Source organism: Thalassospira sp. UBA4513 (assembly GCF_002388495.1).
In the GTDB taxonomy this organism is placed as follows: domain Bacteria; phylum Pseudomonadota; class Alphaproteobacteria; order Rhodospirillales; family Thalassospiraceae; genus Thalassospira; species Thalassospira tepidiphila.
This window is the reverse complement of the sequence record NZ_DGMR01000023.1, coordinates 23,595-44,857: the sequence shown is the minus strand read 5'-3', so window position 1 is coordinate 44,857 and position 21,263 is coordinate 23,595. Positions and strand designations below refer to the sequence as shown.

At 55.3% G+C, this 21,263-nt stretch carries 17 protein-coding genes; 7 read left to right on the top strand and 10 right to left on the bottom strand.

What is annotated here, in order from left to right; genetic code table 11:
• Nucleotides 1-40: 40 nt before the first annotated feature.
• Entirely contained in the window at nucleotides 41-1,030 is a 990-nt protein-coding gene (locus tag B2T33_RS09270) for an aldose 1-epimerase (protein WP_286791749.1), read from the bottom strand.
• A 162-nt stretch (nucleotides 1,031-1,192) separates the two neighbouring features.
• On the opposite strand from B2T33_RS09270, the gene B2T33_RS09265 reads away from it, so the two are divergent.
• Entirely contained in the window at nucleotides 1,193-1,924 is a 732-nt protein-coding gene (locus B2T33_RS09265; RefSeq protein WP_120226528.1) for a FadR/GntR family transcriptional regulator, read from the top strand.
• A gap of 6 nt (nucleotides 1,925-1,930) precedes the next feature.
• On the opposite strand, the gene B2T33_RS09260 is transcribed toward B2T33_RS09265, so the two are convergent.
• A complete protein-coding gene (locus B2T33_RS09260) occupies nucleotides 1,931-2,707 on the bottom strand; it encodes an HAD family hydrolase (protein ID WP_286791748.1) in 777 nt (258 codons plus the stop codon).
• Between the two features lie 215 nt (nucleotides 2,708-2,922).
• Here B2T33_RS09260 and B2T33_RS09255 point away from each other — a divergent pair, with 215 nt between their 5' ends.
• Entirely contained in the window at nucleotides 2,923-4,512 is a 1,590-nt protein-coding gene (locus B2T33_RS09255) for an FGGY-family carbohydrate kinase (protein WP_286791747.1), read from the top strand.
• 246 nt (nucleotides 4,513-4,758) lie between these two features.
• Here the strand turns inward: B2T33_RS09255 and B2T33_RS09250 are convergent, their stop codons facing one another.
• Nucleotides 4,759-7,905 carry an efflux RND transporter permease subunit gene (locus B2T33_RS09250; RefSeq protein ID WP_063087892.1) on the bottom strand — a complete coding sequence of 1,049 codons (3,147 nt, stop codon included), beginning with the start codon at nucleotides 7,903-7,905 and terminating at the stop codon, nucleotides 4,759-4,761.
• 11 nt (nucleotides 7,906-7,916) lie between these two features.
• Nucleotides 7,917-9,053, bottom strand: coding sequence for an efflux RND transporter periplasmic adaptor subunit (locus tag B2T33_RS09245; RefSeq protein WP_286791746.1), 1,137 nt, complete (start codon nucleotides 9,051-9,053; stop codon nucleotides 7,917-7,919).
• Nucleotides 9,054-9,218: 165 nt separating this feature from the next.
• Here B2T33_RS09245 and B2T33_RS09240 point away from each other — a divergent pair, with 165 nt between their 5' ends.
• Together B2T33_RS09240 and B2T33_RS09235 are read left to right on the top strand one after the other, a co-directional pair.
• The gene (locus tag B2T33_RS09240; protein ID WP_286791745.1) at nucleotides 9,219-9,890 is read left to right on the top strand and encodes a TetR/AcrR family transcriptional regulator; all 672 of its coding nucleotides are present in this window, start codon (nucleotides 9,219-9,221) and stop codon (nucleotides 9,888-9,890) included.
• A 212-nt stretch (nucleotides 9,891-10,102) separates the two neighbouring features.
• Entirely contained in the window at nucleotides 10,103-11,266 is a 1,164-nt protein-coding gene (locus tag B2T33_RS09235; protein ID WP_286791744.1) for a hypothetical protein, read from the top strand.
• Between the two features lie 80 nt (nucleotides 11,267-11,346).
• Here the strand turns inward: B2T33_RS09235 and B2T33_RS09230 are convergent, their stop codons facing one another.
• From B2T33_RS09230 to B2T33_RS09215, 4 genes are all read right to left on the bottom strand, one after another.
• Complete coding sequence (locus B2T33_RS09230; RefSeq protein WP_286791743.1) at nucleotides 11,347-13,767, bottom strand: TonB-dependent siderophore receptor; 2,421 nt, start codon at nucleotides 13,765-13,767, stop codon at nucleotides 11,347-11,349.
• A 225-nt stretch (nucleotides 13,768-13,992) separates the two neighbouring features.
• Nucleotides 13,993-15,093 carry a FecR family protein gene (locus B2T33_RS09225; RefSeq protein WP_286791742.1) on the bottom strand — a complete coding sequence of 367 codons (1,101 nt, stop codon included), beginning with the start codon at nucleotides 15,091-15,093 and terminating at the stop codon, nucleotides 13,993-13,995.
• A gap of 4 nt (nucleotides 15,094-15,097) precedes the next feature.
• On the bottom strand, nucleotides 15,098-15,235 hold the full coding sequence (locus B2T33_RS09220) for a hypothetical protein (RefSeq protein WP_286791741.1): 138 nt from the start codon (nucleotides 15,233-15,235) through the stop codon (nucleotides 15,098-15,100).
• Nucleotides 15,232-15,759, bottom strand: a complete 528-nt coding sequence (locus B2T33_RS09215) for a sigma-70 family RNA polymerase sigma factor (RefSeq protein ID WP_232308341.1) — start codon at nucleotides 15,757-15,759, stop codon at nucleotides 15,232-15,234. The genes B2T33_RS09220 and B2T33_RS09215 overlap by 4 nt, the downstream gene beginning before the upstream one ends.
• 156 nt (nucleotides 15,760-15,915) lie before the next feature.
• On the opposite strand from B2T33_RS09215, the gene B2T33_RS09210 reads away from it, so the two are divergent.
• Together B2T33_RS09210 and B2T33_RS09205 are read left to right on the top strand one after the other, a co-directional pair.
• Nucleotides 15,916-16,131, top strand: coding sequence for a VOC family protein (locus tag B2T33_RS09210; RefSeq protein WP_286791740.1), 216 nt, complete (start codon nucleotides 15,916-15,918; stop codon nucleotides 16,129-16,131).
• A 489-nt stretch (nucleotides 16,132-16,620) separates the two neighbouring features.
• The gene (locus B2T33_RS09205) at nucleotides 16,621-18,540 is read left to right on the top strand and encodes an autotransporter outer membrane beta-barrel domain-containing protein (RefSeq protein ID WP_286791739.1); all 1,920 of its coding nucleotides are present in this window, start codon (nucleotides 16,621-16,623) and stop codon (nucleotides 18,538-18,540) included.
• Between the two features lie 87 nt (nucleotides 18,541-18,627).
• On the opposite strand, the gene B2T33_RS09200 is transcribed toward B2T33_RS09205, so the two are convergent.
• Nucleotides 18,628-19,215: a HupE/UreJ family protein gene (locus B2T33_RS09200; protein WP_286791738.1), complete on the bottom strand. Its 588-nt coding sequence runs from the start codon at nucleotides 19,213-19,215 to the stop codon at nucleotides 18,628-18,630.
• 161 nt (nucleotides 19,216-19,376) lie between these two features.
• Between B2T33_RS09200 and B2T33_RS09195 the strand changes: the two genes are divergently transcribed.
• Nucleotides 19,377-19,763 carry a c-type cytochrome gene (locus B2T33_RS09195; protein WP_064781830.1) on the top strand — a complete coding sequence of 129 codons (387 nt, stop codon included), beginning with the start codon at nucleotides 19,377-19,379 and terminating at the stop codon, nucleotides 19,761-19,763.
• 80 nt (nucleotides 19,764-19,843) lie between these two features.
• Here B2T33_RS09195 and B2T33_RS09190 read toward each other — a convergent pair whose 3' ends face one another.
• A complete protein-coding gene (locus B2T33_RS09190; protein WP_286791737.1) occupies nucleotides 19,844-20,767 on the bottom strand; it encodes an arylamine N-acetyltransferase family protein in 924 nt (307 codons plus the stop codon).
• Nucleotides 20,768-21,263: the final 496 nt, after the last annotated feature.

The following is a 21,263-nucleotide window of genomic DNA, read 5'->3' as shown; positions in this document are numbered from 1 at the left end:
TGGTCGGTAAAGCCTTTGCCGATCTGCCCGCCGTTTCGGATCAATCCACCAGCGAATAGTCGCGATTGCCCGGTTTGCCGAAAACCTCGTCCTCGTCGACCAAGCCGTTATCGGGTGTCTCAAGCAAGGTCGGGATCAGCGTCATGGTCCCGGTCAGCGTCTGGTTGTTATCAAGTACGACAAGATCGCCGAGTTCCTTGAATTCCGGACGATTATGAACGTTTGGAACGTGGGAGACCGGTTCGACACAGAATGTCTTGCCGTCTTCGGGGATATAGAATTGCACGTTTGACAGGCTGTCGCTTGCCAGCATCTTCACACTGTAACCGGCATCCTGCCAGACCATGTCGGCTTCAAGGTGCCAACCGGCATAATGGGCATCAAGTGCCAGGTTATGGCGGATCATGCGACCATCGGAAAAATCGCGACCCAGATCAATCACCGTGCGCGCGGTTGGCAGCATATCCTCGTCGGTTGCGAAACTGTCAGAGGCAATAAAGGCGACCGAAACATCTTCGCCACCCGGGAACCAGGGATGCAGACCAATGCCATAGGGCATCGGTGTTCGACCCAGATGACGCACACCGATTTCGATGGTCACATCCCCCTCGGTGACCTTGATTTCCTGCCAGGCGACATAGACAAAGCCACTTTGCGGATCGTCATGTTTGTGATTGAAGCGCAGCGTATCAACAGTCGGGCGTTCGATCTGCCATTCCGAAGATCGGCCAAAGCCGTGAATGGCATGCGGGCTGGGTGGGCGGTTGGCAGGGACCTTGACGATACGGCCATCAAACTCGAACTCGGCAAAGGCCAGTCGGTTGGCAAACGGCACCATCGGGAAACAGCCCAAATTTGACGGATTGCCCGATGCAATCGCCTCCGGGGTGACCGGACGCAACAAATTGATAATGCCCTTGCCATCCGGGCGGATCCAGTCAATCCGCGATATTGCCCCGCCCTCTGGGACAATTCCGATCTGAAAAGGACCACTGTTCCAACGGTATTCAGGTTCGCCTTTTTTGGCCATTCCTGTGTGCCTCAAATCCAACCAAAATCATATGATGACTTTACAGAACCACTATCGTTCGATTAATTGAAGATGGTAACTGCAATGGCGCAAACAAAGATTAACGCCAACCTGCCATTTTTATATCCGGTTGTTTTACACCGGAATTATCGGATACGCAAAATGAACAAACCCCGTGTGTCGGCCGCCCCGCGCAAAGTATCGCTGACCGAAAAAGTCATTGCCAGCCTGCGCCAAGAAATCGAAAGCGGGCAACGCGAACCCGGAAGCAAATTGCCGACCGAACCGGTTCTGACCGAACAGTTTGGCGTCAGCCGCACCGTGATCCGCGAAGCAATTGCCGCCCTTAAGGCCGACGGGTTGCTGGAACCGCGTCAGGGTGCCGGGGTGTTTGTTCTCTCACCGCAAACGCGGGCCAATGATAAATCGATCTTTGCGGTTGATTACGCGCAAGTGTCCGACGTTCTGGAAATTCTTGAATTGCGCATGGCGGTCGAGATCGAGGCGGCCGGGCTTGCCTGCACGCGAGGCTCTGTCGCGCAGCAAACCAAGATTTACGAGGCGATGGCCAGAATGGAACGCGCACTTGAAAAGGGCGAGCCGACCGAACAGGCCGATTTCGAATTTCACAGCGCGATTGCATCCGCCACCAACAATCGCCGCTTTGCCGAGTTCCTCGAACATCTGGGCGATAAAACCATACCGCGCGCGCAATTGCGCCGTCGTCCGCCAGAGGCCGAAGACCAAAAGGCCTATATGCAGATGATCACCGGTGAACATCGCCGGATTTATGATGCAATTGCCGCGCGCGACGAAGATACCGCCCGCAAGGCGATGCGCGATCACCTAAGCCAAAGCCAGACCCGCTATCAGAAACTTCTGACCCAGCGGTAAGCTGCGCTAAACCGCAATCGCCTGTGCCAACATCGACATGTCGGAAATAACAATGTCGGCGCCTGCTTCATAAAGTCGCAGGCTGGCCCCTTCGCGGTCATCGGCATAATGCCCGCCGCCGACAAAACCTATGCATTTCATGCCCGCCGCCCGTGCCGCCGTCACCCCGGCAACAGAATCCTCGATCACGATGGCATCACCCGGGACATATCCCATGGCATTGGCCGCATGCAGGAAAAGATCCGGGGCCGGTTTGCCGTTTTCAACGAAATCCGCACTATAAACACGCCCGTCAAACCAAGGGCCAAGGCCCGTGACCTGCATGGTTTTTTCAAGCCGTTCGACAGAACTGCTTGATGAAATGCAAAAGGCAATATCGCGTGCCTGAAGGACGGTCAGGACGGTTTCGATCCCGTCAATCTTGGTCAGGTCGCGGTCATAGCGGTCAAACAGCATTTTATAGTAATACGGTTTGAATTCCGCACTGACATCGCGCCCCGTTTGGGTTTTGATATATTCAATCGGTGCGGAACTTGATCGTCCGGTAAATCGGTCAGATACGTCGCGCAGACTGAGCGGCGCGTTAAAGTGTTCCAGCACATCGACAAGGGTTGCCAGCGAGATCGGTTCGCTGTTGACCAGAACGCCGTCACAGTCAAACAGGACAACACGACAGGCGTCAAACAGACCTTGGATCTCTGATGCTGACGTTACGATACCGGTCCCGCCATCATCGGTCGGGCCTTGGACATTGTTTCCTCGGACTTTATTTTCATTTGCCATGTTAAACCTGGCTTGTTTCGTTTGTGTTATCCCGACAGCCTAGCCAACTGGCAAGTTCAGCGTCAACAAAAATGAACATTTGACCAATTAATGAACTTTTGATCAACTCAGGCAAAATTGAGCCCAAAACAGACGAAACAACAGCCCAAACAAAAGATCACCCGGCATCGGAGAAATCCCGAAAAGCTAGGGGATATGCGGAGGAGTACCAGATCATGAGTCCCACTTACCCGTGTTTTGTCGGTGTCGATGTCGGCACCGGAAGTGCGCGCGCCGGCGTGTTTGACGCCAATGGCAAATTGCTGGGCAGTGCCGCACACGCGATTGCAATGAACCGCCCGAAACCCGATTTCGTCGAACAGGATTCTGAAAATATCTGGCAGTCGGTCTGTCAGTCGGTGCGTGATGCCATGGCCAAATCCGGGGTCCCCGCGCAAAAGGTCGCCGCCATCGGGTTTGATGCCACTTGCTCGCTCGTGATCCGCGATCAGGATAATAAACCACTGGGCGTCACCCCCAATGGCGCGGACAACTGGGATGTGATTGTCTGGATGGATCACCGCGCCGTGCGCGAGGCCGAGGAATGCACCGCCACCGGTGCGAAGGTGCTGGAATATATCGGCGGCACCATGTCACCCGAAATGGAAATCCCCAAGCTGATGTGGCTGAAACGCCATCACAATGCCGCCTGGCAGAAAATGGGCGCGGCGTATGATCTGGCCGATTTCCTGTCGTTCCGCGCAACCGACAGCAACGCCCGGTCCTGCTGCACGGTGACATGCAAATGGACCTATCTTGCCCATCAGGATGAACCCTGGGATCGCGATTTCCTTAAAGCCATCGGCATGGAAGACCTGAATGACAAGATCAACATGCATGATCCCGCGCTTGCGGTTGGGGAACTGATCGGATCGCTTTCCGAACAGGGGGCGGCCGACCTTGGCCTGACCACCGATTGTGTGGTCGGGGCTGGCCTGATTGATGCCCATGCCGGGGCGCTGGGTACCCTTGGTGAATATCTTGATGGCAACCTTGATCAGCATTTTGCCATGATCGCGGGGACTTCGACCTGCCATATGGCGCTATCGAAAGAACCGCGCTTTATCAAAGGAGTTTGGGGCCCCTATTTCGGGGCGATTGCCCCGAACCTTTGGCTTAATGAAGGTGGGCAATCGGCGACCGGTGCGTTGCTGGATCACATCGTTGCCATGCATCCGTTTTCCCATGACATGGGCCGTGATGCCCACAAGCTTGCCGGTGAAAAACTGATGCCGATGATGGCGGAAAAGACCGATCTGGCGCCGCGCCTGCATGTCCTGCCAGATTTCCATGGCAACCGATCACCACTGGCCGATCCGGAAGCGCTTGGCGTGATTTCCGGCCTGACACTGGATCAAAGCGAGGAAAGCTTCCTGAAGCTTTACTGGGCGACTGCCTGCGCGATTGCCTATGGCACGCGCCATATCATCGATGCGATGAATGATACCGGCTATGACATCACCCACATTCACCTAAGCGGCGGGCACACCGCCAGCAAGGTACTGGTGAAACTCTATGCCGATGTCACCGGCTGCACGGTTGTGATGTCTGATTGCGAGGAGCCGGTTCTTCTGGGATCGGCGATGCTGGCCGCCGGTGCCCTGGATGCAAAAGGCGGCCTTGCCCGGGCCGCACGCCAGATGGCCAGCAAGGAAACCGCCCACGCACCAGATCCGTCAGCCAAGGCAGATCATGATCGCCGATACGCGATTTTCCATCAGATGCATACCCATCGCCAGACCCTTGATAGCATGAGTAAAACCTGATTTTCGTCCTGTGAATTGGCCCTATCGCCCGGGTTAAGGCCCGTTTGACGGCCATTGGCCCATCCAAAAGGCGCTTGACCTTATTGGGGGTTGCGGTCAAAACAAAAGGGCCGATGCAAACGCATCGGCCCTTTCTTTCGCACGCGCAACGGCGGGGTCGGGGGATCATGCAGAAATTTAAATTCTGCACCGTCACGGCGCGATGCCGTTTAAGGCCAGCCTTTTGATCAAGGCTGGCCTTAAATTTTATTCTGCCGGATGTTCGTGGGCGGCTTGGACTTCGTCCTTTTTCTTCCGGTTCTTGGCAAAGGTGCCAACAATCAGAACAAAGAACAGCGGCACGAAGAAGATCGCAAGCACGGTTGCCGCAATCATCCCGCCCATCACACCGGTACCCACGGCCACACGGGCCCCGGCACCGGCGCCGGTCGAAATCGCCAGCGGCACAACACCAAGGGTGAAGGCCATCGACGTCATGATGATCGGACGCAGACGCTGACGGGCGGCCTCGACAGTTGCCTCAAGAAGCCCCATGCCCTGGTCATAAAGTTCGCGGGCGAACTCGACAATCAGGATGGCGTTCTTGGCCGACAAACCAATCGTGGTCAGGATGGCCACCTGGAAATAGACGTCATCAGGCAGGCCACGCAGCATCGCTGCGATCACCGCACCAAGGACACCCAGCGGCACGACCATCATCACCGAAATCGGAATGGCCCAGCTTTCATAAAGCGCTGCCAGACACAGGAACACGACGATCATCGACAGGGCATACAATGCCGGTCCCTGCTCGCCCGCTTCGCGTTCTTCATAGGACAGTCCCTGCCATTCAAGGCCGATACCACCCGGAAGCTTGTTTACCAGTTCCTGCATTGCGTTCATCGCGTCACCCGATGCCACACCCGGGGCGGCTGAGCCCTGAATGTTAAGCGAGGACAGACCGTTGAAGCGTTCCAGACGCGGAGAACCATATGTCCATTCACTTGTCGAGACAGCCGAAATCGGCACCATCTCGCCCATCTGGTTGCGGACATACCAGTAATCCATGTCTTCGGGCATCATGCGGTATTTGGCATCTGCCTGCATATAGACGCGCTTGACCCGGCCGTTTTCGATGAAGTCGTTGACGTAGCTTGACCCCCAGGCTGCTGCCAATGTCTGGTTGATATCAGCAATGCTCACGCCAAGGGCGCTTGCCTTTTCCTGATCAATATTGACGTTTAGCTGCGGGGTATCATTGAGGCCATTCGGACGCACACCGACAAGACGCGGGTCCTGTGATGCCATGCCCAAAAGCTGGTTGCGGGCCGCAATCAGGGCATCGTGACCAATGCCACCGCGATCCACAAGCTGCAGGTCAAAGCCGTTTGCCGTACCAAGTTCGATAATCGCCGGCGGTGCAAAGGCAAAGACCATGGCTTCGCGGATACCCGCAAATGCGCCATAGGCACGGCCAATCACCGCATCAACCGATTGATCCGGACGGGTACGTTCCGACCAGTCTTTCAGGTTCACGAAGGCAATACCGGCGTTCTGGCCACTCCCGGCGAACGAGAAGCCGGCAACCGTGAACAGACCATCGATGTTTTCCGCCTCGTTCTCCATGAAGTGTGTTTCAAGCTTCTTGAGAACATCAACCGTGCGTTCCTGAGATGCGCCAGCCGGAAGCTGGACCATGGCAAACATGATGCCCTGATCTTCTTCTGGCAGGAACGATCCCGGCAGACGACCAAACAGCGCAATCAGGGCCGCGACAAGAATGCCGTAGACGAACAGATAGCGCCATTTGCGGTTCACGACATGACCAACACTGCCTTGATAGAAGTTGTTGGTCTTATCGAACCCGCGGTTAAACCAGCCAAACGGGCCTTTCTTCTTGCTTGGATCTTCATGACCGGGTTTGAGCATGGTCGCACAAAGGGCCGGTGTCAGAACAATTGCCACAACCACCGAAAGCGCCATGGCCGAAACGATCGTGACCGAGAACTGACGATAAATCGCCCCCGTAGACCCGGCAAAGAACGCCATCGGCACAAACACGGCTGACAGCACCAAGGCAATACCGATCAGCGCGCCAGTAATCTGGCCCATGGATTTCCGCGTTGCTTCGCGTGGCGGAAGCCCGTCTTCGTGCATCACACGTTCGACGTTTTCAACCACAACAATCGCGTCATCGACCAAAAGGCCGATGGCCAGCACCATCGCAAACATGGTCAGCGTGTTGATCGAATAGCCAAAGGCCGCAAGGATCCCGAAGGTACCGAGCAAGACAACCGGCACGGCAATCGTCGGAATAAGCGTTGCCCGCCAGTTTTGCAGGAACAGGAACATCACCAGGAAGACGAGGACAATCGCCTCGAACAGGGTATGGACCACTTCCTCGATCGACACTTCGACGAACGGCGTCGTGTCATAGGGATAGACGATCTCGATGCCTTGCGGGAAGAACGGTTTTAGTTCTGCCAGACGGGCCTTGACCGCATCTGCGGTATCAAGCGCATTGGCACCGGTGGCAAGGTTGATACCAATACCGGTTGCCGACTGCGCATTGTAACGCCCGACGATGTTATAGCTTTCGCCACCGATCTCGATGCGGGCAACATCGCCAAGACGCACCTGAGAGCCATCGGTTTCGACCCTTAGCAGGATGTTGGAGAATTCATCGACCGTCTGAAGTTTGCTTTGGGCGGTGATGGTTGCGTTGATCTGCTGACCGTCAATCGACGGCGCGCCGCCAATCTGACCGGCGGTGACTTCGGTGTTTTGTGCCTCGATGGCATTGTTAACATCCATCACCGTCAGGTTATAGGACAGCATCTTGTTCGGATCGAGCCAGATGCGCATCGCGTGCTGCGCACCGAACACCTGAACCGAACCAACACCATTCACACGGGCAATCGGGTCTTCCACCGACGAAACGACGAAGTCCGAAAGGTCTTCGGCATCCATCGATCCGTCTGCCGAGACAAAGCCGACAACCATCAGGAACGAGCCACTGGACTTGCTGACGGTCACACCCTGCTGCTGCACCTCGGTCGGAAGCGACGACATGGCAGCCTGCAGTTTGTTCTGCACCTGAACCTGGGCGATGTCCGGATTGGCTTCGGGCTCAAACGTCAAGGTCACTGTTGCCTGACCGTTCCCCGAAGACGTCGAGGACATATAACGCAGGTAATCAAGCCCGTTCATCTGTTGTTCGATCACCTGGGTGACCGTGTTTTCAACAGTTTGGGCCGATGCCCCCGGATAGGTTGCCTCGATCTCGACCGACGGCGGTGCAATCGACGGATACTGTTCGATTGGCAACTGCCAAAGCGAAAGTCCCCCCGCCAACATGATCACCAGGGCGACAACCCAGGCGAAGACGGGGCGATCAATAAAGAATTTTGCCATTGAATAAGTCCTTATTCGGCGGCTTTGGCGGTTTCAACGGGCTGTGGCGCAACCGGTGCACCCGGTCCGATACGCTGGATGCCATCAACAATGACTTGCGCGCCATCTTCGATACCGGCCGTCACCAGCCAATCCTGTCCCTGCGACTGCTCGATCGTCAGATCCTTGGAGGCAACTTTGCCATCCTCGACGACATAGGCATAAGCCGAGCCATCCGGGCGGCGCATCACCGCTTTTTGCGGCACAAGGAATGCGTCCTCAAGATGCCCCTGACGGACCTGACCGCGAACAAACATGCCCGGCAGAAGCGTGCCATCCGGGTTCGGGAACACAACGCGCAACCGCACCGTGCCGGTGGTTTCATTCACCGTCACATCGGAAAACTGCAAGGTGCCCTTGTGCGGATATTCTTCACCGGTGGCATCAATGATCAGGGAAACCTCGATCTGGCCTTCCTCGATACCCTTGATGCGACCATTGCGGATGGCTTCCTTGATCTTCAGCAACCGGCCACCGGCCTGGGTCACATCAACATAGATCGGATCAAGCTGGGTGATGGTGGTCAGTTTTGCCGACTGATTGGCGGTCACAAGCGCACCTTCGGAATAATCCGACGAGCCGATCTGACCGGAAATCGGTGCGGTGACCGTGGTGTAGGCGAGATTAATGCGCGCCTGTTCAAGCTCGGCACGTGCCGCGGCAACCGCTGCCTTTGCCTGTGCTTCTGCGGCGACCGCATCGTCATAGGTTTGCTGGCTGACGGCCTGCGACTTGATCAGCGGGTCATAGCGCGAACGCGTCTTGGTCGTCTGATCAAGGGTTGCGCGCTGACGGGTCAGTTCGGCCTGTGCGGCATCAACGCGCGCCAGGTACACTTCCTGATCAATCATATAAAGCTGCTGACCGGCTTCAACAAACGCACCCTCGGTGAAGTTGCGTTCCTTGATAATGCCATCGACCTGCGGGCGGATGTCTGCCTGACGGAAGGCAACGGTACGACCGGGCATTTCCTCAACCAGGCCAACAGTCTGCGCGTTCAGCGTCACGGTACCGACCGGGGTCGCCTGTGGCTGTTGCTGGGCGGCTGCCTGTTGGTCACCTTCGCTCTGCTCGCTGCAGGCGGCTACAAGCACGACAAGCGCTGCCATACCAGCGAATTTCAAACAAGATCGCATGGACAAAATGCTTATTCCTTCTAAGTCCGCGCAAAGCCGTGTGGTGTGCGCTTTGCCATTGCTTTTATAAATACTGTACGGTACAGTACACATTGTGCGCTGCACGATCAAGAGCCAAAAACAGCAGAGCCAAGAAAGATGAGTGAAACGCCCGAAAAGCTTGAAAAACAACATTCTCGCGGTACTGCACGCCGTCGTGCAATGATGGATGCTGCATGGGCGTTATTGCTTGAACGTGGCTTTGCTGGCGTGACCCTCAATGACGTGATTTCAAAATCTGGCGGGTCGCGCACAACCCTGTACGAAGCGTTTGGCGGAAAGGATGGCTTGCTGGCTGCGGTCATGACCGAGCAATGCAAAGAATTCTCAGCCGAACTGCATATTTCACTGGAAACCGATCTCCCTCCCCGTGATGCCCTTACGGACTTCGGCACGAAACTGGCCCAAAAGATTGTAACCGAGGAAGTCGCCCGCTTCACCCAGATTCTGTATTCCGAAGGCCAGCATTTTCTACCCTTGATCGAGAAATTCTTTGAAGTTGGCCCCGACAGCACGCGCAAGCACCTTGCCGATTACCTTTCAAGGCAACAAAAGCTTGGCAATATGATCATCGACGACCCGGATCATTCGGCTGAAATGTTTGAATCCATGGTCATCGGAGACTGGCTGTCGCGCATCATGAAACACAACCCGCGCCCGCCAATGACCGATCAGCAGATTGCTGAACGCGTTGCCCGCGCGGTTGAAACCTTCCTGTGTGGTGTCGCAACACCGCAAGCGCGTGACACGTTCGACTGTGCGAACAAATAAATCCCCCTTCGTCGTCGGTGACCGGTTTTATAGCCAGCCCCTCCTGACAGCATCCTGTCAGTTATGACCGATCGTGGCGAAATTTCCCGAAGGGTGACCTGCATCACACCTGAATTACTTTGCCCTAACATTACCAAATTTGGGGTAAACTCTGGCCTGCGTTACCAACAGAGGGCGTATTTCCCCCTTCTGGCAAGCAAAAGGATCCCGTCATGCAGTTGCGAAAGGCACTTACCGGCTTTGGCGTTCTGGCAATTTCGATTGCCGGCCTGACCACGCGTGCCGACGCTATTTCAGTCGAAGATGCCCGGACTGCCGTTGATGCGATCCTGATGCAATCGGGCATTTCCGCGACCGAGGTCGATGCCCGCCCCGTGGATGGCGATGCGGTCGAACTGGTTTATGACGCGGTTTCCATTGATCTCAGCGGCTATTCCAGCCCGCGCCAGCTGGCGATGGATGACGTTCTGGTCACGGTGCGCGATACCGATAGTGCCAATCAGGTTGATCTTGATGTCAAACTGCCCACACAGGCCAAAATGCTGGCCGAGGCAACCACGGATCAACGTGACCTTACGCTGCGCAATGCCGGGGGTTATCTGCGCTGGGATACCGCGCGCAATGTGCCGGTTACCTTTGACGGCTTTGCCGATTTTCTGGTCGGCGATGAACCGGTTTCGCGCAAGCACTGGCTGATGAATGGGCTGATCATTCAATGGTTGCCCGAAATGGCGAAGATCGCCTGGCAGGCAGCCGAGTGGACCGGGCCGAACCGCGAAAAGCGCGGATCGATCAAATCGGCGAGCTTCACGCTTTATCCTGACAAAGACGGCGCAACCCACCTTGATTATTCCCATGATGGTTTGTGGCTGCCAAGCCTGATCCAGCCCCGCACGGTACGGGTCAAAAGCAGCAGTACCGGTCTGCCATGGTCTGATGCCCAGCCCATTATCGAAAAGGGTTTCCACGATATCCTGACCGGCACCGCCCCGCGCTTTGCCCGTCGCCAGATTGGCGATGCGCTGTGGAAAAAGGCCGCCCAGAACGGCGCCCCGGTCAAGGTTGACGAGTTCTATATTGAATCCCGCGGGCTTGAGGCGCTGGGTTCTGGCGAATTCCTGGCACAGGCCGCGGCACGTTATGGCTTCACCGGTGAGTTTGATTTCAGACTTCTGGGTCAGGAAAAGCTGGTCGACCTATTGGGAACGCCAGACAACCCGACCATCCTTGGCGCGCTTGTGCCCTTTGCCGTCAATGGCCTTGCTGCCGGTCGCCCCGGCCCGCAAGGCACGACCGAATATGATGGCCAACTGCTGCCCGATGGGCGGGTTGTCGTCAACGGCATGACGGTCTTTCGTACTGCTGACGGCAGCTAGGTCTTTATACCCCGTCCCGACACAACAAAACGGCCGCCTGTGATCACAGCAGGCGGCCGCTTCTGTTTAAAGGCTTGGCGTTACCAGCTGTATTTCAGAGTCGCCAGAACCTTGCGGCCATCGCCGTAATAGTCGGTCCCGAAATAGCTGGTTGTGCGATATTCGCGATCAAACAGGTTGGTCGCATTGATCGACAGATCGACATTGTCGGTCACGGCGTAATTGATTGCAGCATCAAACACCGTATAGGACGGCACATTGACCTGATTGGCGTTGTCGCCATAGGTCTGCCCGTTAAAGCGCACCCCACCACCAAAGGTCAGATCGCCGCGCCAGCCACTTTGCGGAATGGTGTAATCCAGCCAGGCCGACGCCATATGCTCTGGCGTCAGGCTTGGGCGATTGCCCTCGTCAGTGCCGTTGCCATCGTCAACAATCTCGGAATCCATGAAGGTATAGGCAACCGTCATGTTGACGTGATCGGTCAAGGACATCTTGCCTTCAAGCTCAAGTCCTCGTGTCCGGATTTCACCAACCTGGCTTTTCTCTGTCGGGCTGATGTTATAGGGGACGTTGGTCTGCGCCAGATCGAACAAGGCAGCGGTAAAAATAGCATCATAGTCGGCAGGCACATATTTCATGCCAACTTCATACTGCGTGCCTTCCTGTGGCTTGAGCTCTCCGGTGACGGAGGTAAGGCTGTTTGCCGTTGCGGCATAAAGCGGCTGGAAGGATTCCGAATAGTTCCCATAGACCGAGAAATCATCAGTCACCTTATAGGTCAGGCCCGCACGGGTGGTGAAAGCATCGGCCTCGTCATTCTCAACAAGCCCGGTATCGAGATACTCCGTCTCGGTCTCGACATAGTCAAACCGCCCGCCCAGGGTCACGATCCACTTTTCATCAATCGTCAGCTGTTCCTGGGCATAAACCCCGTAGGATTTCTGATTTACATCCCAATCGCGATAAAGCTTGTTCAGATTGATGCATGATAGCCCGCAATAGACCGGGTTAAAGATATCGATCCCGTCAGCCGTACCGGTCCGTACCGTTTCCCGGTTGCGGTCATTGGTGAAATCAACACCCATCAGGGTCTTGCTGTCGAACTGATCCCAGGACGTGTCGTACTGAAGCTGGTTATCGATTGAGAAACGATCAAGCGTACCATCCACCGTCCAGGCGGTTCGGTCTGTTGCCGGATTGATCGCCGCGCCATAGACCTGCTTGTTATCAAGCTCAACATGGGTGTAACGCGCATTCTGGCGCACTGTCCATTTGTCGGCGAACTGATGGGACAGCAGGTAACCGGCGTCAAACTGCTCGGTTGCGAAACTGTTGAAATCGGGCTCGCCCAGGAAAGTGTCGGGATCAACATCAACACCGCGCGGGAAGCCATAACCAAGGCTGCTGTCGCGCTCGCTATAATCGGTCAGGATGGTGAACTCGGTCCCTGCCTTGGGCTTGTAGGTAAAGGCAGGCGCAATATAAAGGCGATCATCACGCGAATAATCCTGTCCGCGTTCGGCGTCCTGCCACAGGGCGGTGAGACGGTATGTCCAGTTGCTGTCTTCGGCAACCGGTCCGGTCACGTCGCCACCGGTGGTCAGGTGATTTTCACCAAATGTCGTAAAAACTTCACCGCGCGCCTCGTCTTCCGGGCGCTTGGTGATCCCGTTAATCAGACCACCCGGCCCATTCAGGCCAAAAAGACTGGAGGTCGAGCCCTTCAGAACATCAATCTGTTGCAGGCCATAGGGTTCAGAACGGCTGGTGGTCCAGCCATAGATGCGCTCTGCAAGGCCATCCCGGTAACCGCCAAGCGAATTCAGGGCAAAACTGCGAATACGGATAAAATCATAGCGGTCATCCGAGCCGTAATCATCCACCGCGACACCGGCTGTGTAAGATACCGCTTGTTGCAAATCCTGAACCTTGCGGGTTTCCATTTCCTTTTGGGTGATCACGGAAATTGAGGCCGGATCATCCAGAACAGGGGTATCGGTTTTCGATGCCGTCAGGCTGCGCGGTGCGACAAAGCTATCGGTGACGGCATCAGCGGGATCGTAGGCCTCTGCTGCATTGGCCTCGACCCGGAGCGTTTCAAGAACTTCTTCACCGGCACTGCTGGTGACGGCTTCGATCACAACCGTGCCATCGCTGGTCACGTCATAGTCAAGCCCCGACCCGCGCAGAAGCGCCTCCAGGGCTGTGCTTGCGCGCATCGTGCCATTGATGGTCGGCGCATCAATTCCGCGTGCCAGCGCCCCGTCAACCGTGACCTGCACACCGGCCTGTACGCCAAACTGCGCCAGCGCACTGGTCAGTGACTGGGCCGGAATATCAAATGTGTGCTCGGCATTGATCCCGCCCGCACTGACCTGTGCATTTGCATCAGGTGCAAACAACACGACCGGCGCCAAGGCGGTTGTCATCATCAAGGCACTGGCTATTACCACAACACGACCACGTTTTTGCAGTCGAGCTGCACCCCCATTGTTCATTTTCTTCTATCTCCGTTTCATGTCCTATGCCTGAAACAAATTGAGAATGCAAACGCTTCTCAATTTCGCATAAAAGACAAAACGGATGCCGGTTCTGTTTTTTCAAAAATTTTTATGGGAAATCATCAGGATGGTTCCAAACCCGCAAAGTTCTGCGGATTTGAAAGGCATTATTTTTTCTGGCAAGTGAGCATAAACGGGGCCGAAATCCAGCCCCCACCGCCATCAGGACTTTGAGACAACCAGAACCCACGGGGTGATTTCACGCACCGTCGCCTTTTGCGCCCGTGCCATACCGCGCAAGGCCGACACCGGATCATCAAGGCGATAGACCCCTGTGACCGTCTGGGCAGCCAACACCTCATCGGTGATCAGGATGGTGCCATTGAAATAGCGCCGAAGCTGATCAACAACTTCGGATAACGGTTGATCCTGTGCGATCAGCTGGTTCTTGCGCCAGGCACCGATCTGGCTTGTCGGCGAGGGATGACGGGTCACCGTGCCATCCTGCCCGACCCGGACATTCTGCCCAGCCTCAAGAATTTCAAAAACCGCCGGAACATTGGCGGCATTTTCGACCTGCACCCGTCCGTGTTCCACGCCAACCATGGAGACCGCATTGCCTTCGGAAACATCAAACCCGGTGCCAAGCACCGTCACCGTCACCTGATCCGCCCCGACGCGAAACGGCTTTTGCGGATCCGGGGTAACGTCAAAGAACGCCTCGCCATCGAGCAGCTCGACAAAGCGTGTTGACCCGTCAAAATGCACCGTAATCGCGCTTTCCGGCGCAAGGGTCACCGTGCTGTTGTCAGAAAGCGTGATGGTGCGCATCTCGCCCGTTGCGGTGACATGGTCGGCCTGCATATGGGTTGCGATATCCGGCCCGATGATGGCGGCCACAAGGGATGCGGCCACCGCCACTCCGCCAAGCCCGATGCCGCGCCAGGACATATTGCCGCGCTTTTGAAACCGGGTTTGCGCCGAGATGACCTTGCCCTCGGCAACGGCCTTTTCGTAATCAATATTCAGCAGGGCCGCGACCGCGTCATTCTGTTGACCGTCGGCACCGCCTTTGTCGCCAGCCTCACGGCGCGCTTCAAGGAACGCCTGCCAATCGGCTCTGCCAGACGGTGCGGCCTTCGCCATCAGATCGGCGGTCTTTTGCGTGGCGTTCCAGGCATCAAGATGGGCTGGATCCTCGGCACACCAATCGGCAAACTGCGCTTGCAGTTCCGGGTTTTCCGGATTTTCCTGCAGGCGGATCAACCAGTCGGTCGCGGCCTTGCCCGCCTGTTTTTGAACTGGATCGGTTATCTCTGCCATCAGCCTATTGCGCCTCCGTTGCACCACCTGGCGCGATCAGGGCGATATAGCCGATATCACGCAACACGTCACCATCTGTGCGGGTTATGGTGCAAATTTCTGCACGGTCAGACTGTTTGGTCGGGCGATGAATGATCCTCATGGCCAGCCACCCAGCCGTTCACGGCAATGATCAATGCCCTCAGATACAAGCTTATGGGCAAGCGGCACGGAAATATCGAGATAATCGGCAATCTCGCGCAGTTTCGCCCCACCCACCCGATGCATCTCGCAGGCAATGCGCGTGCGTTCGGGCAGTTCGGAAAGGGCTTGCATCAAAATCGCGTATTCATCCTTGTACACCGCAACTGTTTCCGGGTCCGGGCTGTCGGATGCGCGGGTTTGCACGGCAACGTCATAATCAGATGCACCAGTCAGGCTGCTTTCACGGGCAATCTGGCGTTTGCTATCAAGTGCCAGATTGCGCACGATCCGGTACAGATAGCCGGTGGTATCGTCCAGAAACCGCCCCTTGGTCGCCGCATCAAACCGCAACCATGCTTCCTGCACCAGATCTTCGGCCTGCACGCGGCTGCCGATGATGCTGCTGGCATAGTTCACAAGTGCGGATCGTTGGCGCATGAACAGCGCCAATGACGTCACATTTGATGTCGCGTTCGAAGCCAATCAGAATGTCCTTTGCACGATGCGGGCAAGCCGGTGCCCGCATGGGATGACACGCTTAGCGCAAATGATACTGATTATCAACATCAATAAAGCACCCTATCCATCAGACGATGATCGCATCATCGAACTGCGCCGTGCCGATGGGGCCTGATCCTGATGCCGCATCCGGCAGGCAAATGTCAGAAAGCGGGCCAGTCTTTGATCAAACTGGTCTTTGAAGTCGAGGATGTCGAAAGCACCCGAAACGCCCTGATCAAATCCGGGGTAGCTGTCGGACCGATCCATCTAGCCGACAGCTACCAGTTCGCGAACCTCAAAGATCCGGCAAAGAATTCGGTATCGATCTCCAGCCGCGCACTCGCCTGCCTCTAACGCACGTTCGACGTCTATTGTTCTAGGGTCCAGACTCATTCAAATGGTCGATCCGGCTAGAAACCGGGTGCGATATCCAGAAAGCGTACAGAGTATCCCCAAAGCGCAGCAAACGTATGCCCGCACCAAATTGCATGTTTCTTTATCGGAGATGCAGCTTAATTTTTTGCGCGGGGATTGAAGCGTTTCTTGTTCACTTGAAAATTTAGCCGATCTTCAAGGTGTCTTTGCGTGATGGAAATTCATGCATCAGACAAAGACCTGTCTGGCGGATAACCGTTGAAGCATTGACCCGGGTAAAAAACTTGGCGTTTTGCAATCCGATGATGTGATCAGGCGCAAGCAGAGCAGACTTTCAGAGCCCTTCTCATCCCCAATGCAGTTCATAAGGCAAACCTTATGGCATGAACACGATGACCCTGTTTGCTGTGAGAGCAGCCAGAAGACAACAGTGGCGTAAAACGCATTGTCTGGGAGAACGATTGAGCTATGGAAAGCTATTTTAAGTCTGGCCACATATTGTGGCGGGCATTGCTTCTTATAACTAGGCTTACCAACAACACACTGAAAATAAATATAAAACGTGAAACAACACGGTACAAAAAAACAAAATCGACAATGCAGATAAAAACCAACTTCGCGCGGCTCTGCACTGGTGTACTATTTTTGCTTGTCGCGCCCAATAGCGCCTATGCCTACAGCGTAACAAACGCGGGTGGCAGTGCAGCGACACCGACACAGACGATTACAACCGAAGCCAGCAAAAGAGTGTCCGGCGACAGCTTGACCTTCTTCCAGGAGGCAAATCCGGCACCATCCGGATTTGCAGCGGGCGATACGCTGGAAATCTCGCTGAGTGGCGGGGCGACCTTTGGTGACGCCAACATTTCTCTCGAAGCGAGTGCGGGCGGCGCTGGCACTGGTGACCTGACTTGGGCAACCTTCTCGGGATCGCCCCAAGGAAGATCGTCGCTCACCGTCACCATCCAACAAGGAACGACGCCGGGATCATTTGCTAATTTCGACGGACTAATTCTGAGCGGCTCCACCATTGCAGGACAATTAGTCACGTTCAATCTTCCCCAGATTGCCGGGCGCGATATTTTCATTTCCTTTACCTTGCGCAACTCAGGCGGCACGGTGAAAGGAACAGCGAGCCTAAAGCTGTTTGACAACACACTTGCCCCCGCCGGGAACCTTGAAGAATCCCAGTCTGCGATCAAGACTGTACTTGCTACGCATATCAGAAACATGACGTCGCAAAGTGTTAGCCTTTCCGGATTGATTACCGGACGCGGATTTGGCCGTGGCGGCGGCAGCCTTGGCGGTTTGTTTGGCGACAGCGCCGCATTCGGGAATGCCCTGACGGAATCCACAGGTTTGACTTTGCCGGTTGCACTGGAGTTGAACGAAGGAAGAGGCAACTTTGCAGCAAATCTCAATAGTGTGATGAACTGGACGGGAGAACTGGCTGCCGGAGAGCAAAATACAGGTGGTCTCCCGCCCAGCGCGTTTTCCAATTTTGAAAGCCCGATGAACCTGTGGGTGAAGGGCAGATGGGAAGGCATTAATGATAGTCGGGGTGGCACAGCAGGAGACAGCGATTTCGGCCTGTTTATGACGGGCATCGACTATCGTGTTGATAAAGACACGATGGTTGGCATCCTTGGCCAATATGACCTCTACAAATCGACTGCCACTGGCCAAGACAGCCAAGGTGAGGGAAAAGGCTGGATGGTCGGGCCCTATATGGTGTCTCGACTGGATGAAAACCTGATTTGGGATGGTCGCGTTGCCTGGGGCGAATCAAAAAACAAGATCAATCCGCTCGGCCGGGGTTGGGACAAATATGACGGTGAACGCTCACAGTTGGAAACCAATCTGACCGGCGACATCCGCTCAGAAAATTGGGAATTTTATCCGCAGATCGGCATCAACTACTTCCGTGAAGAACAAAAAGCATACACAAACTTTGGCGGGGAGCGGATCGAAGCCCAGACAATAACCTTCGGCAACCTTACGTTCGGCCCGGAAGTTGTTCGCGTTTTGCAAGTCGAAGATGGCCCAATATATCGGCCATTCGTTGCTCTTCGCGGCATTTGGGATTTCCGGGCACCACCGATTGCACATAATAACGGAAGCCAAGTAGATACCGAAAAGCTGCGCGCCAGAGCGGAACTTGGCGGAGACATCACCTTTGAAGATGGCGGAAGTATCTACGCCAAATATGCCTATGACGGCATTGGCCTGGCGAACTATGAGTCCCATAGCTTTGAAATCATTGCCAACACGCCGGTAACTTTCGGTTTCCTGCCGGATAACAGCAAGTTCAAATCTTCATTTAATCAGGATGTAAGCTCAACCCAGGCAAGCACCTTCCGGATAGGGCTCGACATTCCGCTTAATTGAATTGATCCATGAAATGAAAAGGGGTGGCTTTATGCCACCCCTTTCTTTTCCACATCCGAGACAGATCGGATGGAATTATATCACTCGTCAGGCAGCCAGTAAGGCCACACCAGCCGCGGCAATCATGCCACCGCCGATGCGAACGGCGACAGGTGCGATTTTTTCGGCAATCTTTTTTGCGCCAAAACCAATACCCAGCCCGACCGCGTGCAAAATTGCCGTCGCAATCGCAAAGCCAAGACCATATTCAACACCACTGGCATCAATCGGCATTTCCGTTCCGTGCGCATGACCATGGAAAACCGCCAAAACACCCACCAACGCCATCGCAGCGCCGGTCGGCATGTGTTTGCCAAGCGCGATCACAGCGCCCAGGACAATCACGGAGCCCACAATACCCAGCTCGACAAAAGGCATTGCGACGCCTGCGATCCCCAAAGCACCGCCAACCACCATCATCGTCACAAACGAAACCGGCAAAAGCCAGACGGCTTTCCCGCCCTGCTGGGCAGCCAGAACGCCAACCGCAATCATCGCCAGCAGATGATCAAGACCGCCCATCGGATGGCTAAAGCCCGACGCAAACCCGGAAACCGAACCGGCCCCGGTATGAGCCAATGCAGGCGTCGCAAACAAAACCGAAAGCGCAAAAGCGTAAAGCGGTGATTTTTTCATTCCTGTCTCCCCTGAATGAAATCAGACAAATCGTATGAATTTTTCGATTTTATTCTTACTGCCATTAGAATGCAACGACGTTACCTTTAGGAAATTCGTTACCTTGCCCTGCTATACAATCAGTCATCAGACAACGAAGAAACACCATCCGGGAGCCCGCCATGCAGAAAACCAGCCTTGTCATCCTGTTGACCGGTGTTGTGGCCTTGGGCATGTGGGGGATCAGCGATTACATGGCGCACAAGGGCGAGGCCTATGGCGATGTCGAACGCGGGCAATCGATTGCCGAGCAGACCTGCCTGCGCTGTCACACCAAATTCGAAGGCGATCCCCTGCCCGATCCGAACGTCACCACCGCCCCGGCCCTTGCCAGTTTCGGGCAACGCTGGCCGCTGGAAAACCTTGAAGAAGCCCTGGCCGAAGGCATCACGGTATCGCATGACAACATGACCATGCCGGAATTTTCCTTTACCTCGCAAAGCATCGCCGATCTGCTGAGCTATATGGAAAGCCTGACAAACGAGGCCAACGCGAAGGCCGGCAAATAAGCCGTTTGAACGTAATTAGGGCGGGGAGCAAAACTCCCCGCCCTTGATCAAACACACACGGATAAACACCGCACAATCGTTTATCCGTGACTGTGATTGACCAGTCTGGCAAAGGCGCCGCGCCAGGCCGGGTCCGGCTCGATGCCAAAGATGTCTTTAAGCGTTTGGGGAATATCCCCAACACTGAGCGTATGTTGCTCTTCCTCGCCGGTGACCAGCCGGATGGTCAGGCGGTTATTAAGCAGGGTAAAGCGCGCAAACGGGGCAGAACGCGCGACCATCAGGGTCTTGCAAAATCCGCTGTCGGGGTGATCGGATGCGTACCAGTTCATGACCTCGTAATCGATATCCGAAACCGGCGCGATATCGATCTCATGCACCGGCTTCCACACGCCATCACGTTCCAGTTCAATCCGATAGCTGTGCGCGCCCTTGGTCACGCGGTATGTGTCGTGCGGGGTTGCTTGTGGCGTTTCGATATCAAGCAATAACGGCCCGGTTGGCACGCAGCCGCCCAACCCAACATCGGCCAGCCATGCTTCGCCGTCGATCATCACCCGAATGGCCATGTGGCAACGCGGACGGGGCAGATCATTCGGGCCATAGCCCCATAAAACCCGCCCGGCCAGACCTTCGACGTCAAAGCCAAGGCTGCGCAACACCCGGCGAAACAGGCCGTTTTGCTCAAAACAATAACCACCCCGCCCGTCATGAATAAGCTTCTGATCGACGCGCTCCGGATCGATGCTGACCGGGGTATCGTTGAAGACATCAATCGCTTCGAACGGGATGGTTGCCGGATGCATCGCATGCAGGGTTTGCAAGACTTCCAATGTGGCTTCGCGCGGGCCGTCATAGCCGATCCGGGCGAAATAGGCATCCAGATCCACTTCCTGCCTCGGGCGTTTGATCGGGGCGGCCCAACTGGCATTGATCCGGCTTTGCAAAGTGTCATGGTCTGGTGCGACCGGGGCGTTATGGGTGACGGGCTGGTGGCTATTCATCACAAGGCTCCATTCCTTTGACGATGTCTTTTCATCATCGTTTGATCTCATGAAGCAGGACGATAAAACCTCAACCTATGTTACGGTCAAACGCATAAAATCGAAAAATTTTAAATCGAATAATCTTCGAATAATATCACCAATCGCGGCCTTATTCACAGCATACACCCCATGATCACGGCCCATTCAAGCAACAATTCACCTTTTACACGCACGATATAGAGCTTTTGCGCGACAGATTGCGTCCCCCTGTGATATTTGAGACTCTAAAGAGCGGAGAAACCGAACAAGCCAATGATCGCGATGGCACTGGCCGTGCGCGAACGGGTCTTTGGAAACGTCGCTTATCCATCCATGACGGATCGCAACAGATCCGTTTGCCAGACAGGGAAGTAACCATGCGCACTGTTTATGTGAACGGCGAGTTTTTGCCGGAAACCGAAGCAAAGATTTCGATTTTTGACCGATCCTTCCTGTTCGCCGACGGCGTGTATGA